The organism is Streptomyces sp. NPDC014870 (genome assembly GCF_043081505.1).
In the GTDB taxonomy this organism is placed as follows: Bacteria; Actinomycetota; Actinomycetes; order Streptomycetales; family Streptomycetaceae; genus Streptomyces.
The window spans coordinates 85,344-107,112 of record NZ_JBIBWQ010000006.1 but is presented as its reverse complement, the minus strand read 5'-3'; the positions used below and the strand labels follow the sequence as shown (position 1 = coordinate 107,112).

19 protein-coding genes and 2 tRNA genes are annotated in these 21,769 nt (G+C 71.3%); 13 read left to right on the top strand and 8 right to left on the bottom strand.

The window, feature by feature from the left end; genetic code table 11:
* Positions 1-137: 137 nt before the first annotated feature.
* Together ACF09C_RS18475 and ACF09C_RS18470 are read right to left on the bottom strand one after the other, a co-directional pair.
* Positions 138-1,559: an amino acid permease gene (locus ACF09C_RS18475; protein WP_392092486.1), complete on the bottom strand. Its 1,422-nt coding sequence runs from the start codon at positions 1,557-1,559 to the stop codon at positions 138-140.
* 115 nt (positions 1,560-1,674) lie between these two features.
* The gene (locus ACF09C_RS18470; protein ID WP_392092485.1) at positions 1,675-3,072 is read right to left on the bottom strand and encodes an amino acid permease; all 1,398 of its coding nucleotides are present in this window, start codon (positions 3,070-3,072) and stop codon (positions 1,675-1,677) included.
* Positions 3,073-3,358: 286 nt separating this feature from the next.
* On the opposite strand from ACF09C_RS18470, the gene ACF09C_RS18465 reads away from it, so the two are divergent.
* On the top strand, positions 3,359-3,952 hold the full coding sequence (locus ACF09C_RS18465) for a biotin transporter BioY (protein WP_392092484.1): 594 nt from the start codon (positions 3,359-3,361) through the stop codon (positions 3,950-3,952).
* 21 nt (positions 3,953-3,973) lie between these two features.
* Here ACF09C_RS18465 and ACF09C_RS18460 read toward each other — a convergent pair whose 3' ends face one another.
* Together ACF09C_RS18460 and ACF09C_RS18455 are read right to left on the bottom strand one after the other, a co-directional pair.
* The gene (locus ACF09C_RS18460; RefSeq protein ID WP_392092483.1) at positions 3,974-5,281 is read right to left on the bottom strand and encodes an FAD-binding oxidoreductase; all 1,308 of its coding nucleotides are present in this window, start codon (positions 5,279-5,281) and stop codon (positions 3,974-3,976) included.
* Between the two features lie 108 nt (positions 5,282-5,389).
* Positions 5,390-6,853, bottom strand: a complete 1,464-nt coding sequence (locus tag ACF09C_RS18455) for an amino acid permease (RefSeq protein ID WP_392092482.1) — start codon at positions 6,851-6,853, stop codon at positions 5,390-5,392.
* A 184-nt stretch (positions 6,854-7,037) separates the two neighbouring features.
* Between ACF09C_RS18455 and ACF09C_RS18450 the strand changes: the two genes are divergently transcribed.
* Positions 7,038-7,526: a ribose-5-phosphate isomerase gene (locus tag ACF09C_RS18450; RefSeq protein ID WP_362411226.1), complete on the top strand. Its 489-nt coding sequence runs from the start codon at positions 7,038-7,040 to the stop codon at positions 7,524-7,526.
* A gap of 121 nt (positions 7,527-7,647) precedes the next feature.
* The gene (locus ACF09C_RS18445) at positions 7,648-8,457 is read left to right on the top strand and encodes an Fpg/Nei family DNA glycosylase (RefSeq protein WP_392092481.1); all 810 of its coding nucleotides are present in this window, start codon (positions 7,648-7,650) and stop codon (positions 8,455-8,457) included.
* 31 nt (positions 8,458-8,488) lie between these two features.
* On the opposite strand, the gene ACF09C_RS18440 is transcribed toward ACF09C_RS18445, so the two are convergent.
* The gene (locus ACF09C_RS18440) at positions 8,489-9,718 is read right to left on the bottom strand and encodes a GNAT family N-acetyltransferase (protein WP_392092480.1); all 1,230 of its coding nucleotides are present in this window, start codon (positions 9,716-9,718) and stop codon (positions 8,489-8,491) included.
* A 107-nt stretch (positions 9,719-9,825) separates the two neighbouring features.
* Between ACF09C_RS18440 and ACF09C_RS18435 the strand changes: the two genes are divergently transcribed.
* From ACF09C_RS18435 to ACF09C_RS18415, 5 genes are all read left to right on the top strand, one after another.
* On the top strand, positions 9,826-10,971 hold the full coding sequence (locus ACF09C_RS18435) for a PP2C family protein-serine/threonine phosphatase (protein ID WP_392092479.1): 1,146 nt from the start codon (positions 9,826-9,828) through the stop codon (positions 10,969-10,971).
* 120 nt (positions 10,972-11,091) lie between these two features.
* Positions 11,092-11,913, top strand: a complete 822-nt coding sequence (locus tag ACF09C_RS18430; RefSeq protein ID WP_392092478.1) for an ABC transporter ATP-binding protein — start codon at positions 11,092-11,094, stop codon at positions 11,911-11,913.
* Positions 11,913-14,348 carry an FtsX-like permease family protein gene (locus ACF09C_RS18425; RefSeq protein WP_392092477.1) on the top strand — a complete coding sequence of 812 codons (2,436 nt, stop codon included), beginning with the start codon at positions 11,913-11,915 and terminating at the stop codon, positions 14,346-14,348. Before ACF09C_RS18430 ends, ACF09C_RS18425 begins: the two co-directional genes overlap by 1 nt.
* Positions 14,349-14,375: 27 nt before the next feature.
* Entirely contained in the window at positions 14,376-14,825 is a 450-nt protein-coding gene (locus tag ACF09C_RS18420) for an HD domain-containing protein (RefSeq protein WP_392092476.1), read from the top strand.
* A gap of 186 nt (positions 14,826-15,011) precedes the next feature.
* Positions 15,012-15,206, top strand: coding sequence for a hypothetical protein (locus ACF09C_RS18415; RefSeq protein ID WP_352187837.1), 195 nt, complete (start codon positions 15,012-15,014; stop codon positions 15,204-15,206).
* A 52-nt stretch (positions 15,207-15,258) separates the two neighbouring features.
* On the opposite strand, the gene ACF09C_RS18410 is transcribed toward ACF09C_RS18415, so the two are convergent.
* Together ACF09C_RS18410 and ACF09C_RS18405 are read right to left on the bottom strand one after the other, a co-directional pair.
* Complete coding sequence (locus tag ACF09C_RS18410) at positions 15,259-15,660, bottom strand: amphi-Trp domain-containing protein (RefSeq protein WP_392092475.1); 402 nt, start codon at positions 15,658-15,660, stop codon at positions 15,259-15,261.
* A gap of 147 nt (positions 15,661-15,807) precedes the next feature.
* Positions 15,808-15,878: transfer RNA gene (locus ACF09C_RS18405), tRNA-Gly, on the bottom strand.
* Between the two features lie 131 nt (positions 15,879-16,009).
* Between ACF09C_RS18405 and ACF09C_RS18400 the strand changes: the two genes are divergently transcribed.
* From ACF09C_RS18400 to clpX, 5 genes are all read left to right on the top strand, one after another.
* Positions 16,010-16,086 (top strand) — tRNA-Pro (locus ACF09C_RS18400).
* 161 nt (positions 16,087-16,247) lie between these two features.
* Complete coding sequence (tig, locus tag ACF09C_RS18395; protein ID WP_392092474.1) at positions 16,248-17,633, top strand: trigger factor; 1,386 nt, start codon at positions 16,248-16,250, stop codon at positions 17,631-17,633.
* Positions 17,634-17,885: 252 nt separating this feature from the next.
* Positions 17,886-18,491: an ATP-dependent Clp protease proteolytic subunit gene (locus tag ACF09C_RS18390; protein WP_392092981.1), complete on the top strand. Its 606-nt coding sequence runs from the start codon at positions 17,886-17,888 to the stop codon at positions 18,489-18,491.
* Positions 18,492-18,554: 63 nt separating this feature from the next.
* Entirely contained in the window at positions 18,555-19,217 is a 663-nt protein-coding gene (locus tag ACF09C_RS18385) for an ATP-dependent Clp protease proteolytic subunit (protein WP_362006950.1), read from the top strand.
* Positions 19,218-19,373: 156 nt separating this feature from the next.
* Entirely contained in the window at positions 19,374-20,657 is a 1,284-nt protein-coding gene (gene clpX / locus ACF09C_RS18380) for an ATP-dependent Clp protease ATP-binding subunit ClpX (RefSeq protein WP_137989313.1), read from the top strand.
* Between the two features lie 63 nt (positions 20,658-20,720).
* On the opposite strand, the gene ACF09C_RS18375 is transcribed toward clpX, so the two are convergent.
* Positions 20,721-21,668: a hypothetical protein gene (locus ACF09C_RS18375; RefSeq protein WP_392092473.1), complete on the bottom strand. Its 948-nt coding sequence runs from the start codon at positions 21,666-21,668 to the stop codon at positions 20,721-20,723.
* Positions 21,669-21,769 lie beyond the last annotated feature (101 nt).

The window sequence follows — 21,769 nt, the reverse complement described above, 5'->3', positions numbered from 1 at the left end:
ACAGCAGCACTGCCCCCGAGTTGATCAGTCATCGGTCCTAGGACTCGTGGCGGAGAAACACGGAGAATCACGGAGAAACGCGGAAGCCCCCGCGACCGAGACCGGTCCGGGGGCTTCCGTGCGGAGGCGTCGTGCGCTCAGGCGTCCTGGGGCTCCCGCGTCCCGCGCTTCTTCTGCAGCGCGAAGCCGACCGCCGCGAGCAGCGCCGTGAGGCCGCCGGTCCAGTACAGCTGGACCCGGGTGCCCTCCTCGCGGGCCATCAGGAAGAAGATCGCCGCCATGCCCGCGAGCGCCACCCAGGTCAGCACCGGGAAGGCCCACATCTTCACGACGAGCTTCTCCGGCGCCTCGCGCTCGGTGCGGCGGCGCAGCAGCAGCTGCGAGACGGCGATGAAGAACCAGACGACGAGGATGATCGCGCCGATGGTGTTGAGCAGCCAGATGAAGATGTCCTCGGGCCGCCAGTAGCTCAGCAGCACGCAGAGGAAGCCGAAGACCGAGGAGACGAGCACCGCCGGGCGCGGGACGCCGCCGAAGGTCCGGCCGAGCGCCTTCGGGCCCTGGCCCCGGGCGACCAGCGAGGTGGCCATCCGGGAGGCGCCGTAGATGTTGGCGTTCATCGCCGACAGCAGGGCGATCAGCACGACCACGTTCATGATCTGGCCGGCCGCCGGGATGCCCAGGTGGTCGAGGGTGGCCACGTACGGGCCCTTCTCGACGACGGCCTTGTCGCCCCACGGGACCAGGGTCACGATGACGGCCATCGAGCCGATGTAGAAGAGCGCGATGCGCCACATCGCCGTGCGGACCGCCTTCGCGACGCCCTGCACGGGGTGCTCGGACTCGGCGGCGGCGATGGTGACGGTCTCCAGACCGCCGTACGCGAAGACCGAGGCGAGCAGACCGACGATCAGCCCCTCGGAGCCGTTCGGGAAGAAGCCGCCGTCGCCGGTGAGGTTCGCGGTGCCGGGGGCGTCCGAGCCGGGCAGGACGCCGACGATGGCGAGCACGCCGATGCCGAGGAAGAGGACGATCGCGCCGACCTTCAGGGCGGCGAACCAGAACTCGAACTCGCCGAAGTTCTTCACCGCCGCCAGGTTGGTCGCGCAGAAGACCAGCATGAAGAGGGCCACCCAGGCCCACTCCGGGCTGTCCGGGAACCAGCCGGTCATGATCTTCGCCGCGCCGATGCCCTCCAGGCCGACGGCCACGCAGAGCAGGAACCAGAAGGACCAGCCCGCCGTGAAGCCGGCCCACGGGCCGATGGCGCGCTCGGCGTGGACGGAGAAGGAGCCGGAGGCCGGGTTGGCCGCCGACATCTCGCCGAGCATGCGCATCACGAGCATGACGAGCAGCCCGGAGATGGCGTACGCGACCACGATCGAGGGACCGGCGGCGGCGATGCCGGCACCGGAGCCGACGAAGAGGCCGGCGCCGATGACGCCGCCGAGGGCGATCATCGAGAGATGACGCTGCTTGAGGCCGTGCGTGAGTCCCTGGGAGGGGGGCGTCCCGTCGGCCTTGCGGTCGACGGGCTCGGGCGCGGTGGTCCGTGACATGGGCAGCCCTGTTCATTGCCTGAGACGGGGGAACGGCCCACAGTCTGGGTGGGAGTACCGCTTACAGGGAACAGATGTCCGCTATACGGGCACGAGCTTCACACAAGGTGAAGGATTACCTCCGCTTCGTGCGCACCTCGCGCACCCACGCCACGAGCAGTACGGCCCCGGTGGCCGCGCCCGACCACAGCACCTGCGGCCGGGCCCCGTCGTCCGTCAGCATCAGCACCAGGACGGCCGCCATCGCGGCCAGCGCCGTCCAGGTCAGCCAGGGGAAGCCCCACATCCGCAGCGTCAGCGTCTCGGGGGCCTCACGCTCGATCCGGCGGCGCAGCCGCAGCTGCGAGACCGCGATCAGACCCCAGACGAAGAGGAGCACCGCGCCGACGGCGTTGAGCATGTAGAGGAAGACGGAATCCGGCCACTTCAGATTGAGCAGCACGGAGACGAACCCGAACGCCACCGAGGCGAGCACCGCCCGGCGCGGCACGCCGCCGCCCGACACCTTCAGCAGCCCCTTCGGCGCCTCACCGCGCTCCGCGAGCGAGAAGACCATCCGCGAGGAGCCGTACAGATTGGCGTTGAGTGCCGAGAGCAGCGCCACGAAGACCACGATGTTCATGATCTGGCCGGCCGCCGGGACCCCGATCGAGTCGAGGACGGCGACGTACGGCGACTGACCGGGCGTCATCGAGGTCCAGGGCAGCAGCGTCACGATGACCAGCATCGAACCCACGTAGAAGAGGAGGATGCGCCAGACGGCGCTGCGCACCGCGCGGGCCACGTTGCGCGCCGGGTCGTCCGACTCGGCGGCCGCGATCGTGACGACCTCGAGGCCGCCGAAGGCGAAGACGACGGCGAGGACACCGGAGACGACCCCGCCCCAGCCGTTCGGCAGGAAGCCGCCCTGGCCTGTGAGGTTCGCCAGGCCCACCGGGTCGGTGTCCGGGAGCCGGCCGAGGATCGCGAGCGTCCCGAGGGCGAGGAAGAGCACGATCGCGCCGACCTTCAGGGCCGCGAACCAGAACTCGAACTCGCCGAAGTTCTTCACCGCCGCCAGGTTGGCGACGGTGAACACGATCATGAAGATCAGCACCCAGCCCCACTGCGGGACCCCTGGCACCCAGCCGTGCGCGATCTGCGCCGCGCCCGTCGCCTCCACCGCGAGGACCACGACCAGCAGGAACCAGTACAGCCAGCCCACCGAGAAGCCCGCCCAGCGGCCGAGGGCGCGCTCGGCGTGCACGGAGAAGGCGCCGGAGGCCGGCATCGCCGCCGACATCTCGCCGAGCATCCGCATGACCAGCATGGCGAGCGTGCCCGCGATCAGATACGACAGGACGATCCCGGGCCCCGCGACCGCGATGCCCGCGCCCGAGCCGACGAAGAGCCCGGCACCGATCACCCCGCCGAGCCCCAGCATCGTCAGATGACGCTGCTTCAGCCCGTGGGAGAGCGGCTCGGGTTCGGGAGCCGGGGGAGCGGGGGCGGCGGCAGGAGGTGCGTCGTGCATGGGGGGCTCGTGCCTTCGGGAGCGGTGCGGAGACCCCAGGGCAGGCCCTGGAGGTGTTTATGGAGAACCCACAGTCTCTCTGCTGACCTGCCCTTGGCGCAAAATGGCCCCCGGTCCAGCTCATCGCCGTGACAAGCGTCACGTGGCGCGAGGCATGGACCCGCTTCTTTGTGTGATCCCCACCAAGCGCTCAAGCTCCCCTTTGTGGGCGGCTGATGGTGATCGCGCGTTCACCCCTCGACTACGGTCGACCTGTCCTGACCTCCCTCACCCCCGCGGAGTACCGATGAGCACCGCCACCGCCCCCGTCCGTCCCCTCCGCTCAGGGACGGTCCTGGCCGACCTGCTGCCGTCCTCCCGCGCCCGGGACATCGCCCTCGTCGTCGGCGGCGCCGCGCTCACCGGCATCGCCGCGCAGATCGCCGTCCCGGTCCCCGGCTCGCCGGTCCCGGTCTCCGGCCAGACGTTCGCGGCCCTGCTCGTCGGCACGGCCCTCGGCGCCCGCCGCGGCTTCCTCTCCCTCGCGCTGTACGCGGTCGTGGGCATGGCGGGCGTGCCGTGGTTCGCCCAGGCCTCCTCCGGCTACGCGATGCCGAGCTTCGGCTACATCCTCGGCATGCTGCTCGCCGCCACCGTCGTCGGCGCCCTCGCGCGGCGCGGCGCCGATCGCTCGGTGCTCCGCACCGCCGGCACGATGGTGCTCGGCTCCGCCGTCATCTACGCGGTCGGCGTGCCGTACCTGGCCTTCGCCACCGGCATGACCCTCCCGCAGGCGGTCGCCGCGGGACTGACCCCGTTCCTGATCGGCGACGCCCTCAAGGCCGCCCTCGCGATGGGCGCGCTGCCCACCGCCTGGAAGCTGCTCGGCCGCAAGGGCTGAGCCTCAGCTCCGTCACACGCTTCATCCGAAGAGGTTCGCCGGGTCGAGTTCCGACTTCAGCCGGGCGAGCCTCTTCCGCGTCTCCGCGTCGTACAGCCCCTCCTTCGCCCGTCCGTCGCCGAAGACGAAGTTGACCGCCCGGCCCAGCGCCCACGGCGCCAACGCCTCCTCCACGCGCGCGTGGAGCGCGCGGACCGGCTCCACGCCGTCCGCGTCCAGCGGATAGAGCGCGCGCACCAGGAAGGCCGCCTCGCGGTACGGCACGGAGTTCGACCGCTCCTTCGCGAGCGCCCCGCCCAGGTGGTTGAGCTGCACGATCGCCATCCGGCCGGCCTTCGGCCCGGTCACGTCGAGCACCGAGGCGGCCGCGTCCGGGTCGAGCGCGCTCAGCGTGATCCCGTCGCCCCAGTAGGCGTGCGGGAAGTCCGGGTCGCTGTGGATCGTGTGGCTGTCGGTGTACGGCAGCTCCCGCAGCGAGTCGGAGAGCGCCGGGCCGATCGCGCGCAGCGGGGCCACCAGGCGTTCACCCTCGGCGGCGTCCCCGGTGAAGGCGACCCGTACGGAGATCACGTACCGGCCGCGCAGCTGCGGCGGCAGCATCGGGAGGTCCGGGTAGGCGACCGCGGCCAGCGACGAGGTCAGGGTCTCCGGCAGGGTCCCGGTCCACTCCGCGTACGCGCGCAGGACCGCGCCCGGGTCGGTCCGGGCACCGTCGAAGGCGATCGCCCCACCGTAGAGCCGGGCCACCGGGACCAGGCCGATCTCCAGGGCGGTCACCACGCCGAGGCCGTGCCCGCCGCCGAGCAGGCCCGCGAACAGCGCCGGGTCGCTCGACGCGGTCACCTCGCGCAGCGCGCCGTCGGCCGTGACCAGGTCCAGGGACCGCACATGGTCGGCCGCCCAGCCGTACTCCCGGGCGAGGATGCCGAGCCCGCCGCCGAGCGTGTACCCGACCGCGCCGACGCTCGGCGCGGAGCCGTTCAGCGGGGCGAGGCCGTGCGCGGCGGCCGCCTCGACGACCTGGGCCCAGCGCACCCCGGCCGCGAGCCGCGCGACACGGGCGTCCGGGTCGATCCGTACCTGGTCCATCCGGCGCGTGGTGATCAGCAGCCCGCCCTCGGCGGCGCCGGGGAGCCCGTGCCCGGTGGCGTGGACGCCGACCGGCAGCCCGCGCTCGGCGGCGTACGCGACGGCCGCCCGGACCTCCTCGGCACCGGTGGCGCCGACGATCAGCTCGGGGCGGACGGCGAAGCCGGTCTGGTAGCCGGCGAGCTCGTCGTCGTATCCGGCGTCGCCGGGGCGGAAGACGTGCTGGGCGGTGAGGGACATGAGAAAGCTCTCCGTTCCTTGGGGGATTCCCTGGGACACGGAGAGCTTCTCGCCGATACCTGACAGAACCCGTCAGGTATGGATGCGCCGTTGGGCGCGCGTGCGGATTCAGTCCTTCGCGGCGGTCTCCACGGCGTCGGCCGGCTGCGCGGTCTTGCCGAAGCGGTCGCGGATCACGGCGACGGCCACGACCAGGCCCGCCACGAGCAGCGACAGGACGACCTGCTCACGGGCCGAGCCGCCGTTGTAGAGCATGTAGCCGAGGACGAAGACGATCATCGCGATGGTCGCCCAGGTCAGGTACGGGAAGAGCCACATCTTGACCAGCAGCTTCTCCGGGGACTCGCGCAGGATGATCTTGCGCATGCGCAGCTGCGAGAAGCAGATGACCAGCCAGACGAAGAGGGCGATGGCACCGGACGCGTTCAGCAGGAAGGCGAAGACGGTGTCGGGCCACTTGTAGTTGAAGAAGACCGCGACGAAGCCGAAGACCACCGAGCCGAGGGTGGCGGCCTGCGGCACGCCCTTCGAGTTGAGCTTGGCGAAGGCCTTCGGCGCGTCACCGCGGCGGCCGAGGGAGAAGGCCATGCGGGAGGCGGTGTAGAGGCCCGAGTTCAGGCAGGACAGCACCGCGGTCAGGATGATCACGTTCATGATCTGGCCGGCGTGCGGGATGCCGATGGAGTTCAGCGCCGCGACGTACGAGCCGTCCTTCTCCAGCGACGGGTCGTTCCACGGCAGCAGCGAGACGACCACCAGGATCGAGCCGAGGTAGAAGATGCCGACGCGCCAGATGACGCTGTTGGTGGCCTTGGCGACCGCGCGGCGCGGGTCCGAGGACTCGCCGGCGGCGAGGGTGACGATCTCGCTGCCCATGAAGGAGAAGACGACCATCAGGATGCCGGTGAGGATCGCGCCGTAGCCGTTGGGCAGGAAGCCGCCGTGCTCGGTGAGGTTGCTCAGACCGGCGGCCGAGGTGTCCGCGCCCGGCAGCACGCCGAAGATCGCGAGCCCGCCGACCACGATGAAGGCGGCGATGGCGACGACCTTGATGCCCGCGAACCAGAACTCGAACTCGCCGTAGGAGGCGACCGAGCCGAGGTTGGTGGCGGTCAGGACGACCATCACGATGAGCGCCCAGGCCCACTGCGGGACGGCCGGGATCCAGCCGTTGAGGATGTCCGCGCCCATGGTCGCCTCGACGGCGAGCACGACGACCCAGAAGAACCAGTACAGCCAGCCGATGGAGAAGCCCGCCCAGCGTCCGAGCGCCCGGTCGGCGTGCGCCGAGAACGAGCCGGAGGTCGGGTTGGCGACCGACATCTCGCCGAGCATCCGCATCACGAAGACGACCATGGTGCCCACGAGCGCGTAGGACAGCAGGATGCCGGGGCCGGCGGCCTTGATGCCGGCGGCGGAGCCGCCGAACAGTCCGGCGCCGATGACGCCACCGATGGCGATCATGGAGAGGTGACGGTTCTTGAGACCGGCCTTGAGTCCGTCGGACGACTGCGAATCACCGGGGTTTCCGGTGGCGCTGCCTTCCTTCGCAAGGGTCGGCTGCGTGTTCATGAACGCTTCCTTACGTCTGTGGGGCACTCGGGTCACGAGCCCGAGCATTGAACACCGGACTGCGGCGAGATCGGAAGAGCCGACTCCGGATCGTTGCGTAAGGGCCAAAGGTCCATACCGCTCCGGACCAAGGCCCCGACCCCGCTGACCGCTACCCCGCCCCGCGCGTGCCACACTCGGAACCATGCGCGTGTACCTCGGCTCCGACCATGCCGGCTTCGAACTCAAGAACCACCTCGTCGAGTGGCTGAAGGCCCATGGCCACGAGCCCGTCGACTGTGGTCCCCACATCTACGACGCCCTGGACGACTACCCGCCGTTCTGCCTGCGTGCCGCCGAGAAGACGGCCGCGGACCCGGACAGCCTGGGCATCGTCATCGGCGGCTCCGGCAACGGCGAGCAGATCGCCGCGAACAAGGTGAAGGGGGTCCGCGCCGCCCTCGCCTGGAGCGAGCAGACCGCCGCCCTCGGCCGCGAGCACAACAACGCCAACGTCGTCTCCATCGGCGGCCGGATGCACACCGAGGAAGAGGCGACGAAGTTCGTCGAGATCTTCCTCAACACCCCGTACTCCGGTGAGGAGCGTCACACCCGCCGGATCGAGATGCTCTCCGCGTACGAGACCACCGGCGAGCTCCCCCCGATCCCGGCCCACCACCCGCAGCAGGGCTGACGCCCCCGCCTCACCCGTGCCGCCGGCCGAGTCCGGCGGCACGGTCGTGCCGTCCCGTGCCGCCACGTCCCGTCGGCTTCCGTTCCGCCGGGTTCCGTTCCGTTCCGCCAGGAGAGCAGCTGTGCCCGAGGGGCATACGATCCACCGCCTCGCCCAGGACCACCTGACGCGCTTCGGCGGATGGTCCGTACGCGTGAGCAGCCCCCAGGGCAGGTTCACCGACAGCGCGGCGCTCCTCGACGGCCGGGTGCTCGACGGCGTCGACGCCCACGGCAAGCACCTCTTCCTCGGCTTCCAGGACGCCGGCTGGGTCCACATCCACCTCGGCCTCTTCGGCAAGGTGAACTTCGGCGACGCCCCCGCCCCGGCGCCCACGGACACCGTGCGGCTCCGGCTCGCCAACCCCGAGGCGTACGTCGACCTGCGCGGCCCCACCACGTGCGCCCTGATCACCGACCCCGAGAAGCGGGCGATACACGAGCGCCTCGGCCCCGACCCGCTGCGCGACGGCGACGATCCCGACCGGGCCTGGCGCCGGATCTCCACGTCCCGTACGACGATCGCGGCCCTCCTGATGGACCAGAAGGTCGTCGCGGGCGTCGGCAACGTGTACCGGGCCGAGGTCCTCTTCCGCCACGGCGTCGACCCGTACCGCGCGGGCAAGGACCTCACGCGGGCCGAGTGGGACGCGATCTGGACGGACCTGATCGCCCTGATGCGCGAGGGCGTCCGCCACAACCGCATCGACACCGTCCGCCCCGAGCACACCCCCGAGGCGATGGGCCGCCCGCCGCGCGTCGACGACCACGGCGGCGAGGTCTACGTCTACCGCCGGGCCCTGCAGGCCTGCCACATCTGTGGCGGCGAGATCCGCACCGCCGACCTCGCCGCCCGCAACCTCTTCTGGTGCCCGGGCTGTCAGCAGCGCTGACCGGCCCGGGGCCCCACGGCCCGAGGCTCGGTCAGAACCCGTGCGGCAGCCACGGCGCCACGGGCGAGCCGAACGCCACCGACGCCTCGACCAGCGCGCCCGCCCGCAGCTCCCGCACCCGACCCGCCGCGGCCAGCGACGTCAGACTCACGCCCCCGAGATAGGCGGCGCCCAACTCCCGTACGGACAGGGCGAGATCGGCCGGATCGTCCGTACGGGCGCAGACCGCTCCCTTCGCGTCCCCGGTCAGCCGCCAACGCCCCTCGTTCCACGGGCAGAACGCGTCCGCGACCTCGAACACCACGTCCACCGGCGCCTGGTACGTCCGCGCCTCGAGCGCCGCGCCCACCTCCACCAGGCGCAGGTGCAGCCCGTCCCGCTGCGTCGGCGAGCAGCGCCGCACGTCCGAGACCAGGTGCTGCCACGCGTCGTCCACCGGCCGGCTGTGGATCCGTACCGTCGACGTCAGGTCGACCGAGCAGAGGAACCGCCACAGCGCCGCCTCCGCCGCCGGATCGAGCGCCTCCAGGTCCCGCACAAGCACCACACCCTCGGCGCCCGCGGGCGACCAGTCGGGCTTGACCGCGTACCGCGCGAAACCGACGACCTCCCCGGCCCGCTCGGCGAGCACACACATCTGCGGCGACGCGCCGCCCCGCTCGCTCGCCGGGTCGCACAGCGCCTGCTTCTCCCAGCCGGGCTGCCGGGCGAGCATCCCGGGCCGGGTCGGCACCTTCCGCGCGTACACCGCCTCGCACGCCCCCAGCGCCTTCGCCGGATCCGCCAGTCGCAGCGTCACCTCGTCCGTGCCCTCGGGCACGGTCAGCCGCACCCGGTTGGTGTCGATCTCCGCCCGCGTCGCGTACGCGGTGACGCCGTAGCCGAACCGGCCGTAGATCTCCGGCTCCGAGGCCGTCAGGACGGCCAGCGGCTCGCCGCCCGCCCGCACGTCGTCGAGCTGGCGCCGCATCATCGCGGTCAGGATCCCGCGGCGGCGGTGCGTCGGCGCCACCCCCACCATCGTGACGCCCGCGGCCGGCACGAGCGCCCCGCCGGGCACCGACAGCCGGAACGAGAACGCCCCCGAGGTCCCCACACAGCTCTCGCCGTCCCAGAACCCGTACGAGCGCTCGCACTCGGTCAGCTCCCGGTACAGCGCACGTTCCTCCGGCGACTCCGCCACTCCGCCGAAGGCGAGCTCCAGCATCCCGTACCACTCGTCCCACTCGGCCGGCTCGAGTACGCGCAGTTCAGTCGTCATATGCCATCGATACCAGCGCGCGGCAGCCCGAGGCGACCCGTTTTCGCTCGCAATGTCTCAGGGGTCCCCCTGCACGAGGTCCGCGCGGGTGGATAGGGTCCAGGCCAATGAGAACTCGCGCCGGTGTCGATTCGTACCCGGCCCGGATGCGCAGGAGCGCACACCGGGCCCGCGTCGCGCTGCGCAGATCCGGCGTCGACTACTTCCGCGGCGAGGGCTCCGACTGGCTGGCCTTCGGCGCGCTGCTGCTGACCATCCCGGCCATCACCGCCGGAACCCTGGCCGACCCGGTGTGGTGCGCGCCCGCCACGCTCGTCCTGCCGATCGTCGCCGGCGGCCTGCTGCTGCGCCCCGCGAGCCTGCTCGCCCTGTACGCGGCCGCCGCCGGCGCCCTGATCGTCGAGTCGCTCGTGCTCGGCCCCTACACGCAGGGCCCCGCCCGGGTCACCCCCGGCACGGTCCTCGTGGTCGCCGCCTGCGGCTTCTTCGGGCTGCTCATCGCCCAGTTCCGGGCCCGCGTCGGCGTGCCCTGGCGGCGCGGCGGCACCATGCTCTTCGACCTGCGCGAACGGATCAGGGCCCAGAGCGCCCTGCCCCGGCTCCCCAAGGGCTGGCACCGCGAGATGGCGCTCCGCCCGGCCGGCGGCCAGTCCTTCTCCGGCGACTTCGTCGTCGCCGCCCGCACCCACGGCGGCCGCACCCTGGAGGTCCTCCTCACGGACGTCTCCGGCAAGGGCATGGACGCGGGATCCCGCGCGCTGCTGCTCTCCGGGGCGTTCGGCGGACTGCTCGGCTCCCTGCCCCCGCACGCCTTCCTGCCGGCCGCCAACGGCTACCTGCTCCGCCAGGACTGGGACGAGGGCTTCGCCACCTCCATCCACCTGGTCCTCGACCTGGAGTCCGGGGACTACGAGCTGCTCTCCGCCGGCCACCTGCCCGCGCTCCAGCTCCACGCGGGCACCGGACGCTGGGAGGAGAAGGCCGGCGAGGGCCCGCTCCTCGGCGTCTACGACGGCGCCGAGTTCCACCCGGTCAAGGGCTCCCTGCGCCCCGGTGACGTCCTGATGCTCTTCACCGACGGACTCGTCGAGTCCGCCGACCGGGACATCGCCGAGGGCATCGACCGGCTCACCGGCGAGGCCGACCGCTATGTCGCCACCGGCTTCGAGGGCGCCGCCTGGCACCTGATCGAGGCCTGCGCCAAGGACGTCAACGACGACCGCGCGCTGCTGCTCATCAGCCGCAAGGGCTGAGGACCCGAAGGCCGGGGGTGGGGGAATCCCCACCCAAGATCGACCGGCAGCCGCCATGGTTCCCGTACCGCCCCGATCCGTACGTTCGAGACATCGTCACGGACCCACGGAGGAACCCCCATGGCTGCCCTGCGCCGCACCCAGCGCACCGAGCACCCCGCACCGCCCGCGCACACCGGCGTCGCCGGCACCGGCCTCGCCGTCGAGCTGACCGGCGTGCGCCGCCAGTACGGCAGGGGAGCGGGCGCCGTCCACGCGCTCCGCGGGATCGACCTGGCCCTGCCGCACGGCAGCTTCACGGCCGTGATGGGCCCCTCCGGCTCCGGCAAGTCCACCTTCCTGCAGTGCGCGGCGGGCCTCGACCGCCCCACCGCCGGATCGGTCCGGCTCGGCGGCACGGAGATCACCGGAATGAGCGAGAACAGGCTCACCGAACTGCGCCGCAGCCGCCTCGGCTTCGTCTTCCAGGCGTTCAACCTGCTGCCCTCGCTGACCGTCGAGCAGAACGTGCTGCTGCCGATGCGGCTCGCCGGGCAGCGGCCCGACCGGAGCCGCGCGGCCGAGGTCCTCGGCCAGGTAGGCCTCGGCGACAAGGGCGCCCGCCGCCCCTCCGAGCTCTCCGGCGGCCAGCAGCAGCGGGTCGCCCTCGCCCGCGCCCTGGTCACCCGGCCCGACGTCGTCTTCGCCGACGAACCGACCGGCGCCCTGGACACCACCACCGCCGCCGAGGTCCTCGCCCTGCTCCGCAGCGCCGTCGACCGCCTCGGCGCGACCGTCGTCATGGTCACCCACGACCCCGTCGCCGCCGCCCACGCCGACCGCGTTCTTTTCCTCGCCGACGGGGCCATCGCCGACACCCTGCCCCGCACCAGCCCGGCGCGGATCGCCGACCGCATGCGCACGCTCACCGCGCCCGCCGCGCACGTCGGGGTGGCCGCCTGATGAGTCTCCTCCGCCCCAACGGGCTCGCCCGCGCCGCCGTGCGCTTCAAGCCCTCGTCCTTCGTGGGCACCTTCGTCGCCCTGTTCCTCGCCGCCGCCATCGTCTCCGGCTGCGGACTGCTCCTCCAGACCGGCGTGACCGCCACCGTGCCGCCCGAGCGGTACGCGGGCGCGCCGGTCGTCGCCGCCGCCGACCAGGAGGTCCACCGGACGGTGACCTTCAGCGGCGAGAAGGAGACCGAGTCGGCCGCCGTCCCCGACCGGGCCCGGCTCGACGCCTCCCTCGTCGCGAAGGCCGCCGACGCCCCGGGCGCCGCCCGCGCGATCGGTGACGTGAGCTATCCCGTACGCCAGGACGGCACGCCCCGCACCGCCCAGGGCTGGTCCTCCACCGCCTTCACCGGCGTGACCCTCGCCTCCGGCCGGGCCCCGGGCCCCGACGAGGCCGTCGTCGCCACCGGCACCGCCCGCGTGGGCGAGCGGATCACCCTCGCCACCCCGGCCGGCGAGCGCGCGTTCACCGTCTCCGGCCTCACCGCGAGCCCCGGCGTCCAACTCTCCGACGCGCAGGCCCTCGCCCTCTCCGGCCACCCCCGCACCGTCGACGCCATCGCCGTCCTGCCCGAGTCCGGCACCGGCACCGACGCGCTGGCCGCCGCCGTGGCCCACGCCCTCGGCGACCGCGCCCAGGTGCACACCGGCGACGACCGCGCCCGCGCCGAAGGGGCCGCGCTGCCCGCCGCCAAGGAACTGCTCACCGCGCTCGGCGGCTCCTTCGGCGGCATCGCGACCCTCGTCGCGATCTTCACCGCCGCCGGGACCGTCGCCCTCTCCGTCGCCCAGCGCGCCCGCGAGTTCGCCCTGCTCCGCGCCATCGGCGCGACCCCGCGCCAGCTCCGGCGCTCCATCGCCACCGAGGCCCTCCTCGTCGCGCCCGTCGCCGGCCTCCTCGGCTGCCTGCCCGGCGCCGCCCTCGCCGCCTGGTGGCTCGGGCAGCTCAAGGAGAAGGGCGCCGTCCCCGAGGCCCTCGCCCTGAACCTCGGCCCCATCCCGTTCGCCGCCGCGCTCGTCGCCGTCGTCGCCACCGCGCTGCTCGCCGGCCGCATGGCCGCCCGCCGCCCCTCCCGCACCAAGCCGGGCGAGGCGCTCGCCGAGGCCGCCCTCGAACGCCGCGCCCTCGGCAAGGTCCGTACCCCGCTCGGGCTCGCCGCCGCCGTCGGGGGAGTCGCCCTCGCGGGCGTCGCCGCCTCGCTGTCCGGTGAGGACGCCGCCAACACGGCCCTGGGCGTCGTCATGCTCTTCATGCTGGCCGTGGCCCTGCTCGGGCCGCTCCTGGCCCGGCTCTGCGCGAGCCTCTTGGGGCTGCCGCTGCGCGGCTCGGGCGCCGCCGGCTACCTGGCCGCCGCCAACTCCCGCAGCAACGCACGCAGGCTCGCCTCCGCGCTCACCCCGATCGTGCTCGCGATGTCCTTCGCCTCCACGCTTGTCTTCCTGCACACCAGCACCGACCGCGCCACCGCCGACCAGCAGCGCGCCGCCGTCGTCGCCGACCACGTGGTCACCGCGCCCGGCGGCCTGCCCACCGACGCGCCGCGCCGCGCCGCCGACACCCCCGGCGTCACCGCCGCCGTCGCGGTCCAGCGGACCTCCGTCCTGCTCCCCTCCGACAGCCAGGGCTTCCGCACCGCCTCCGCCCAGGCCGTCTCCGGCGACCCGTCCCCGGTCCTCGACCTCGGGATCCGTACGGGCTCCCTGGCGGCGCTCGCCCCCGGCACGATCGCCCTGGACGCCCGGCTCGCGGACGCGTACGACGTGAAGACCGGCGACCCCGTCGAGCTCCTGCTCCCCGACGGCACGAAGACCACCCCGCGCCTGGTCGCCACCTACACCCGCGGTCTCGGCACGGCGGAGGTCACCCTGCCCGGCGCGGCCCTGACCGGCCACGTCACCGCCCCGTACGCCACCGAACTCCTCGTCCGCGGCGGTACGGCGACGGCCCTGACCGGCCTCGGCACGGTCACCGACCCGGCAGGCTGGACCACCGCGCAGAGCACCGAGCGCGCGCTGAACGCCTGGGCCAACTACACGATGGCAGCCGTCCTCGGCGGCTTCGCCGCCGTCGCCGCGGCCAACACCCTGGTGATGACCGTCCTCGACCGCCGCCGCGAACTCGGCACCCTCCGGCTGATCGGCACCACGCGCCGCCAGGTCCTGCGCATGATCCGCTGGGAGGCCCTCCTCGTCACCCTGGCGGGCCTGGCCCTCGGCACCGGGATCGCGCTGGCCACCCTGGTCCCCATGACCAACGGCCTGACCGGCGAGGCCCCCACCGTCCCGCCGCTCCTCTACGGCTCCTTCGCGGGCGCCGTCGTGGTCCTCGGCCTGCTGTCCACGGCCCTGCCCGCCCGCGCCGCCCTCCGCGGCCCGGCGACGTAGCGCCCGGCGCCGCCGTACAGTCGGCGCATGCCGTACCTCACGCTCGCCCAGGTCGAGTCCCTCGCCGTCGCCGCCCACGCGGGCCAGACCGACAAGGCCGGCCGCCCGTACGCCGAGCATCTTCGGGCGGTGGCCGAGGGGGTACGGGCGCGCGGCGGCAGCGAGGAACAGATCGCGGCGGCCTGGCTGCACGACGCCGTCGAGGACGACGCCCTCTCCGCCGAGTGGCTGGATTCGGCCGAACTCCCGTGCTCGGTCAAGGACATGGTGCTGGCTCTCACCAAGCGGCCGGGCGAGGAACTGGAGGCGTACACCCAGCGGATTCTCGCTGTCCCCGGCGCTCTGCTCGTCAAGGAGGCCGACCTCGCGCACAACGCCGACCCGGCCCGCCTCGCCGTTCTCGACGAACCGACCCGCACCCGGCTGACCGGCAAGTACGCCACCGTACGGGCGCTGCTCGGGCTCACCGCCGACTGAGTCCCGGCCGCCGACGCCTCGAATCGATCAAGACGAAAACCGTTCGCCCTGGCTCGATTCATACGCCGACGATTCGTCACCCGGCGTCGGTGGGCAAGAAGTTGGTGGCACGATGGATGCAGCGGGGGTGTTCTGTGACGTGCGCTCCCGGGCGGCTAGGTGGGACCGACCGAGGGTGTGATCAGTATGGCCATTTCGCTATCCGTGGTGCTGCTGCTGGCGATCGTTCTGGTGGTGCTGATCCGCGGCGGGAGCCTGAAGGGCGGCCCGGCCGTCGTGGCGGTCCTCTTCGGCTTCTTCCTCGCCTCCACGGGCATGGCCGACGACATCCAGCGCTTCCTCGACTCGATAACGCAGACGGTCGGCGCCATCAAGTTCTGACCCGGGCGAGCCCGTCCCGGGCCGCGCCCGGGCCCTCGCCGTCCGTCGCCGCTCAGGCCTTCTTCGCCGCCGCCCGCTTCGTCCTCGTGCCCCCGCCGGCGCCCGCGCCGCTCCGCGCGCGCTTGGCGGGCGCCTTCCGCGTCCGCGCGCCCGGGGCGGCCTTCTTCGCACCCGCCGTGCCCTCGGCGCCCGCCGTGGCAGCGGCCACGGAGGGGGCCTTCCGCGCACCCCCGGTGGGCCACTTGAACTCGATCTCCAGCTCGACCTCGCCGTCGCCGATCTCGAACTCCACCTCGGCGAGGAGCTCGTCGGGGACCCTCAGCTCCAGCGTTCCGCCGATGAGCTCCACCTCCGCCTTGTCGCCCTTCCTCAGCGCCTCCGCGAACGCCGTCAGCAGGTCCGCCGCGTCGAGACGTGACATCGGGTGCTTCTGCTCGAACTTCAGATCCTTCACGACTGCCTCCGATGGGGCGTCCACGCCGACGGGCACCGACAGGAACAAGGAACAAAGAGGACAGTTCCCATCCTGCGACCGCACCACGGAAAACGCCTCGGGGCCGGGCCGGAGGAGTGATCTCCGGCCCGGCCCCGAGGCCGGAAGAGCGGGCGACGGGAATCGAACCCGCGTAGCTAGTTTGGAAGACTAGGGCTCTACCATTGAGCTACGCCCGCAAAGGACGCGCCGCAGGTCACGAGGGCCGCGGCACGGACAGCATCGTAGCGGGTTCCGGGCGGTCCCCGCACGCCCCATAAAGAGGGGGCGTCGCACTGTCTCCGTGCATGTACCCTACGTGTCGCACCGACGGGGTGTGGCGCAGCTTGGTAGCGCGTCCGCTTTGGGAGCGGAAGGCCGTGGGTTCAAATCCCGCCACCCCGACCACCGAGATCACGCATCGCATGATCGCGTTGTGGGCCTCATCCCGCTTGCGGTTACTATGCAAGCTGCGTGCCCGTGTGTCTCTCTGACCGGGCCGATCGGCCGGAACCGCCACCAAGCGGCATCGGCAGAATCCAAGAATCAGCCACCAAGGAGACCGAACCGTGAAGAGCGCCGTGGAGACCCTGAACCCGACCCGGGTTCGGCTCACTGTCGAGGTGCCCTTCGAGGAGCTCAAGGACAGCCTCGACGCGGCGTACAAGAAGATCAACCAGCAGGTCACGGTCAAGGGCTTCCGCAAGGGCAAGATCCCGGCTCGTGTCATCGACCAGCGGTTCGGCCGTGGTGCGGTGCTGGAGGAGGCCGTCAACGACGCCCTCCCGAAGTTCTACACCGAGGCCGTCAACGAGGCCGAGGTCAACCCGCTGGGTCAGCCCGAGGTCGACATCACCGAGCTGAAGGACGGCGAGCTGCTGGCCTTCACCGCAGAGGTCGACATCCGCCCGACGATCGAGATCCCGGACTACTCCGGCATCGAGGTCACCGTCGACGCGGTCGAGGTCACCGACGAGGACATCGAGAAGTCCGTGCAGCAGCTGCGCGAGCGCTTCGCCTCCACCAACCCGGTCGAGCGCGCCGCCGCCGACGGTGACGTCGTCACCATCGACCTCGAGGCCAAGGTCGACGGCGAGGTCCTCCCGGACGGTGTCGCCCAGGGCGTCTCGTACACCATCGGTTCCGGCGAGCTCCTCGACGGCATCGACGAGGCCGTCACCGGCCTGGAGGCCGGCGGCGAGGCCACCTTCACCTCGCAGCTGAAGGGCGGCTCCGCCGAGGGCAAGGACGCCGAGGTCACCGTCAAGGTCACCGCCGTCGCCGCCCGTGAGCTCCCCGAGCTGGACGACGACTTCGCGCAGCTCGCGTCGGAGTTCGACACCCTCGACGAGCTCAAGGCCGACAGCCGCAAGCGCCTCGAGAACATGAAGCAGTTCGACCAGGCCACCCAGGCCCAGGAGCGCGTCCTCGACGAGCTGCTGAAGCTGGCGGACGTCCCGATGCCCGAGAAGCTGCTCGAGGACGAGATCAACACCCGCAAGCACAACCTGGAGCACCACCAGCTCGGCCAGATGGGCCTGACCCTCGAGAAGTACCTGGAGATCCAGGGCAAGACCGAGGAAGAGTTCCTGGCGGAGACCAAGGAGCAGGCCGAGAAGGGCATCAAGACGCAGTTCATCCTCGATGAGCTCGTCAACAAGGAGAAGCTGAACGTCAGCCAGGAGGAGCTCACCGAGCACCTCATGCGCCGCGCGGCCTCCTCCGGCATGTCCCCCGACCAGTTCGCCCAGGCCGTCGTCGAGGGTGGCCAGGTGCCGATGCTCGTCGGCGAGGTCGCCCGCGGCAAGGCCCTCGCGGTCGTCGTCGAGGCCGCCAAGGTCGTCGACACCAACGGTGAGACCGTCGACCTCGAGGACGAGGACGAGGACACCGAGACCGCCGCCGAGACGGTCGAGGCCGTCACCGGTGAGGCCGAGGTCGCCGAGGAGAAGTAAGCGGCCCTTGGCCTCGCGCCGAACCGCTGGTCCACGGGCCCGGACGCACTGCTGTGCGCCGGGCCCGTGGCCGTCCTCGGGGCCTGTGGGACCCCGCGTAACCTTGCGCTCCCAGCGAACAGTTCGGGAACCGGGATGGCGTTGTCCTACCTGCGCGTTAGGGTCCATGAATACGAGGGCACTGCCCTCTGAACGAGACGCTGAGACGGCCGGAGCCGTCGGAGACGAGCAGGTGGATACGTGACGAATCTGATGCCTTACGCCGCGGGTGAGCCGTCCATCGGTGGTGGCCTCGGCGACCATGTCTACAACCGACTGCTCGGCGAGCGGATCATCTTCCTCGGCCAGCAGGTCGACGACGAGATCGCCAACAAGATCACCGCGCAGATGCTTCTCCTGGCCGCTGACCCGGAGAAGGACATCTACCTCTACATCAACAGCCCCGGTGGCTCGGTGACGGCCGGCATGGCCATCTACGACACCATGCAGTACATCCCGAACGACGTCGTCACCATCGGTATGGGCATGGCGGCCTCCATGGGCCAGTTCCTGCTCACCGGCGGCGCCGCCGGCAAGCGCTTCGCGCTGCCGAACACCGACGTCCTGATGCACCAGGGTTCCGCCGGCATCGGCGGTACGGCCTCGGACATCAAGATCCAGGCCGAGTACCTGCTGCGCACCAAGAAGCGCATGGCCGAGATCACCGCGCTCCACTCCGGGCAGACCGTCGAGACGATCATCCGCGACGGTGACCGCGACCGCTGGTTCACGGCGGACGAGGCCAAGGCCTACGGCCTCATCGACGACATCATCACGCACGCCGCGGGCGTTCCCGGCGGCGGCGGCACGGGCGCCTGAGCCCGGCAGTCCGCTGAAGAGCCCCAGCCACCACCGAACGCCACCAGGACGGTGAACAACCAGATGCAGAACAACCTCTCCGCGAGCGGCCTCTACACGGGCGCGCCGATGGACAACCGCTACGTGGTCCCGCGCTTCGTCGAGCGCACCTCGCAGGGCATCCGTGAGTACGACCCGTACGCGAAGCTCTTCGAGGAGCGCGTGATCTTCCTCGGCGTGCAGATCGACGACGCCTCCGCCAACGACGTCATGGCGCAGCTGCTGTGCCTGGAGTCGATGGACCCGGACCGCGACATCTCGATCTACATCAACAGCCCGGGCGGCTCCTTCACCGCCCTCACGGCCATCTACGACACGATGCAGTTCGTGAAGCCGGACATCCAGACGGTCTGCATGGGCCAGGCGGCCTCCGCCGCCGCGGTCCTGCTCGCCGCCGGCACCCCGGGCAAGCGCATGGCCCTGCCGAACGCGCGCGTCCTGATCCACCAGCCGTCCGGCGGCACCGGCCGTGAGCAGCTCTCCGACCTGGAGATCGCGGCCAACGAGATCCTGCGCATGCGCACCCAGCTGGAGGAGATGCTGGCCAAGCACTCCTCCACGCCCATCGAGAAGATCCGCGACGACATCGAGCGCGACAAGATCCTGACCGCCGAGGACGCCCTCGCGTACGGCCTGGTCGACCAGATCGTCTCGACCCGCAAGAGCACGGCCGCCGCGGCAGCCTGACGCTCGACCTTCCCCTGGCACGGCTCGTGTGGCCGAATCCCGACCATGTGAACCGTGCCAAGGGGGGCCCGAACGGGGGGCCCGGCAAGGTACCGTCGAATATGAGGCACCAGGAGTCGCTGAACCAAGCGCTCCCAGGCGAAGGGGAAGCACCTCGTGGCACGCATCGGTGATGGCGGCGATCTGCTCAAGTGCTCGTTCTGCGGAAAGAGCCAGAAGCAGGTGAAGAAGCTCATCGCGGGACCCGGTGTGTACATCTGCGATGAGTGCATCGACCTCTGCAACGAGATCATCGAGGAAGAACTCGCCGAGACGAGCGAGGTGCGCTGGGAAGAGCTTCCCAAGCCTCGCGAGATCTACGAGTTCCTCGAGGGCTACGTGGTCGGCCAGGAGCCGGCCAAGAAGGCCCTCTCGGTCGCGGTGTACAACCACTACAAGCGCGTCCAGGCCGGCGAGAACGGCGGCGGCGCGGGCCGTGACGACGCCATCGAGCTGGCGAAGTCCAACATCCTGCTGCTCGGCCCGACGGGCTCGGGCAAGACGCTCCTGGCCCAGACGCTGGCGCGCATGCTGAACGTCCCGTTCGCCATCGCCGACGCGACGGCGCTGACGGAGGCCGGCTATGTCGGCGAGGACGTCGAGAACATCCTGCTGAAGCTGATCCAGGCGGCGGACTACGACGTCAAGAAGGCCGAGACCGGGATCATCTACATCGACGAGATCGACAAGGTCGCCCGCAAGAGCGAAAACCCGTCGATCACGCGTGACGTCTCGGGCGAGGGCGTCCAGCAGGCCCTCCTGAAGATCCTGGAGGGCACGACGGCCTCGGTCCCGCCCCAGGGCGGCCGCAAGCACCCGCACCAGGAGTTCATCCAGATCGACACGACGAACGTGCTCTTCATCGTGGGCGGCGCCTTCGCCGGCCTGGAGAAGATCATCGAGTCGCGTGCGGGCGCGAAGGGCATCGGCTTCGGCGCGACGATCCGCTCGAAGCGGGAGATCGAGGCGAGCGACCAGTTCCAGGAGGTCATGCCGGAGGACCTGGTGAAGTTCGGGATGATCCCGGAGTTCATCGGCCGCCTCCCGGTCATCACCTCGGTCCACAACCTGGACCGCGAAGCCCTCCTGAAGATCCTGGTCGAGCCGCGCAACGCGCTGGTGAAGCAGTACCAGCGCCTCTTCGAACTCGACGGCGTGGAGCTGGACTTCGACCGCCCGGCCCTGGAGGCCATCGCCGACCAGGCGATCCTGCGCGGCACGGGCGCGCGCGGCCTGCGCGCCATCATGGAAGAGGTCCTGATGTCGGTGATGTACGAGGTCCCGTCCCGCAAGGACGTGGCCCGCGTGGTCATCACCGCCGACGTGGTCCACAACAACGTGAACCCGACGCTGGTGCCGAGGATCGTGAAGAACGACGGCAGGCACGAGAAGTCGGCCTGAACGTCCAGCACTTGAAGAGGGGCGCCCCCGATGGGGGCGCCCCTCTTCGTGCGCGGTGCGTCGTCAGAGCTTGACGCGGACTTCCTTACGGAACTTGGCCGTGATGGATGCCGCCTCTTCGGCGGAGCCTGCCTTGCCCGAGAGCATGGAGGCCATGTCGAGCGGGACCACGAAGCCCACGGTGCTGTGGTCGGCCCAGACGCAGAACGTCATGCCCATGGCCGGAGTTCCTTCTGAGGCGTTGGCCTCGGCCTTGGCCTGCTGGCACTTGAGGACGGCATCGCCGAGCTCTGCGGGCTCGTACGCCTGCGGGCTACCTTCGAGCCGGGGCTCGCCAGCCTTGCCCTTGTCCTTGTCGGCCTCCGCCTTCATCGAGGCGAAGACATTGTCGACGACCTTCTCCGGGTCCTCGATCTCGCCGTAGAGGCCGCTGAACGAAATCAGCTTGCCCCCGAGCGGGTTCGCCTTGTCCTCGACCTTGTACGAGGCACTGACCTGCTTGGCGTTCTTGACGCCGTCCTTCTCGGCCGCCGCCATGGAGTCCTTGCCTGCGCCGCCCTTGTCCGAGGAGTCCTTCTTGTACTCGGTGAGCACGGTCTCCGGAGTGATCAGCTTGTGCGGGCCGTCGTTCGCGACCGACGAGCCGCCACCGCCCGAGGTGAAGAACCAGACGCCGCCGCCGATCAGCGCGAGGGCCACGATCGACGCGCCGACGACCAGCCCCGTCTTCGACTTCTTCACCGGCGGCGGGGGCGGCATGTAGCCGCCCGGGCCCTGGGGGGCGCCGTACGGGGGCTGCTGGCCGTACTGGGGCTGCTGTTGCGGGTAGCCGTACGGAGGCTGCTGCGGCGGGACGCCCTGCGGGGCCTGCTGGGGGTAGCCGTAGCCGGGCTGCGGTGCCTGCGGCTGCTGGCCGTACGGGCCGGGCTGCTGACCGTAGGGGCCAGGCTGGCCGTACGGCCCAGGCTGCTGCGGCTGACCGCCGTACGGTCCCGGCTGGTTGTAGCTCATCGACAGGTTCCCCTCACAAGATGTTTATGCCTGGCGAACATCCTGTCGGAAGCCGTGCCCCACATGGGCGGCGGGGGGCACACCGTTACGGAACAAACGCG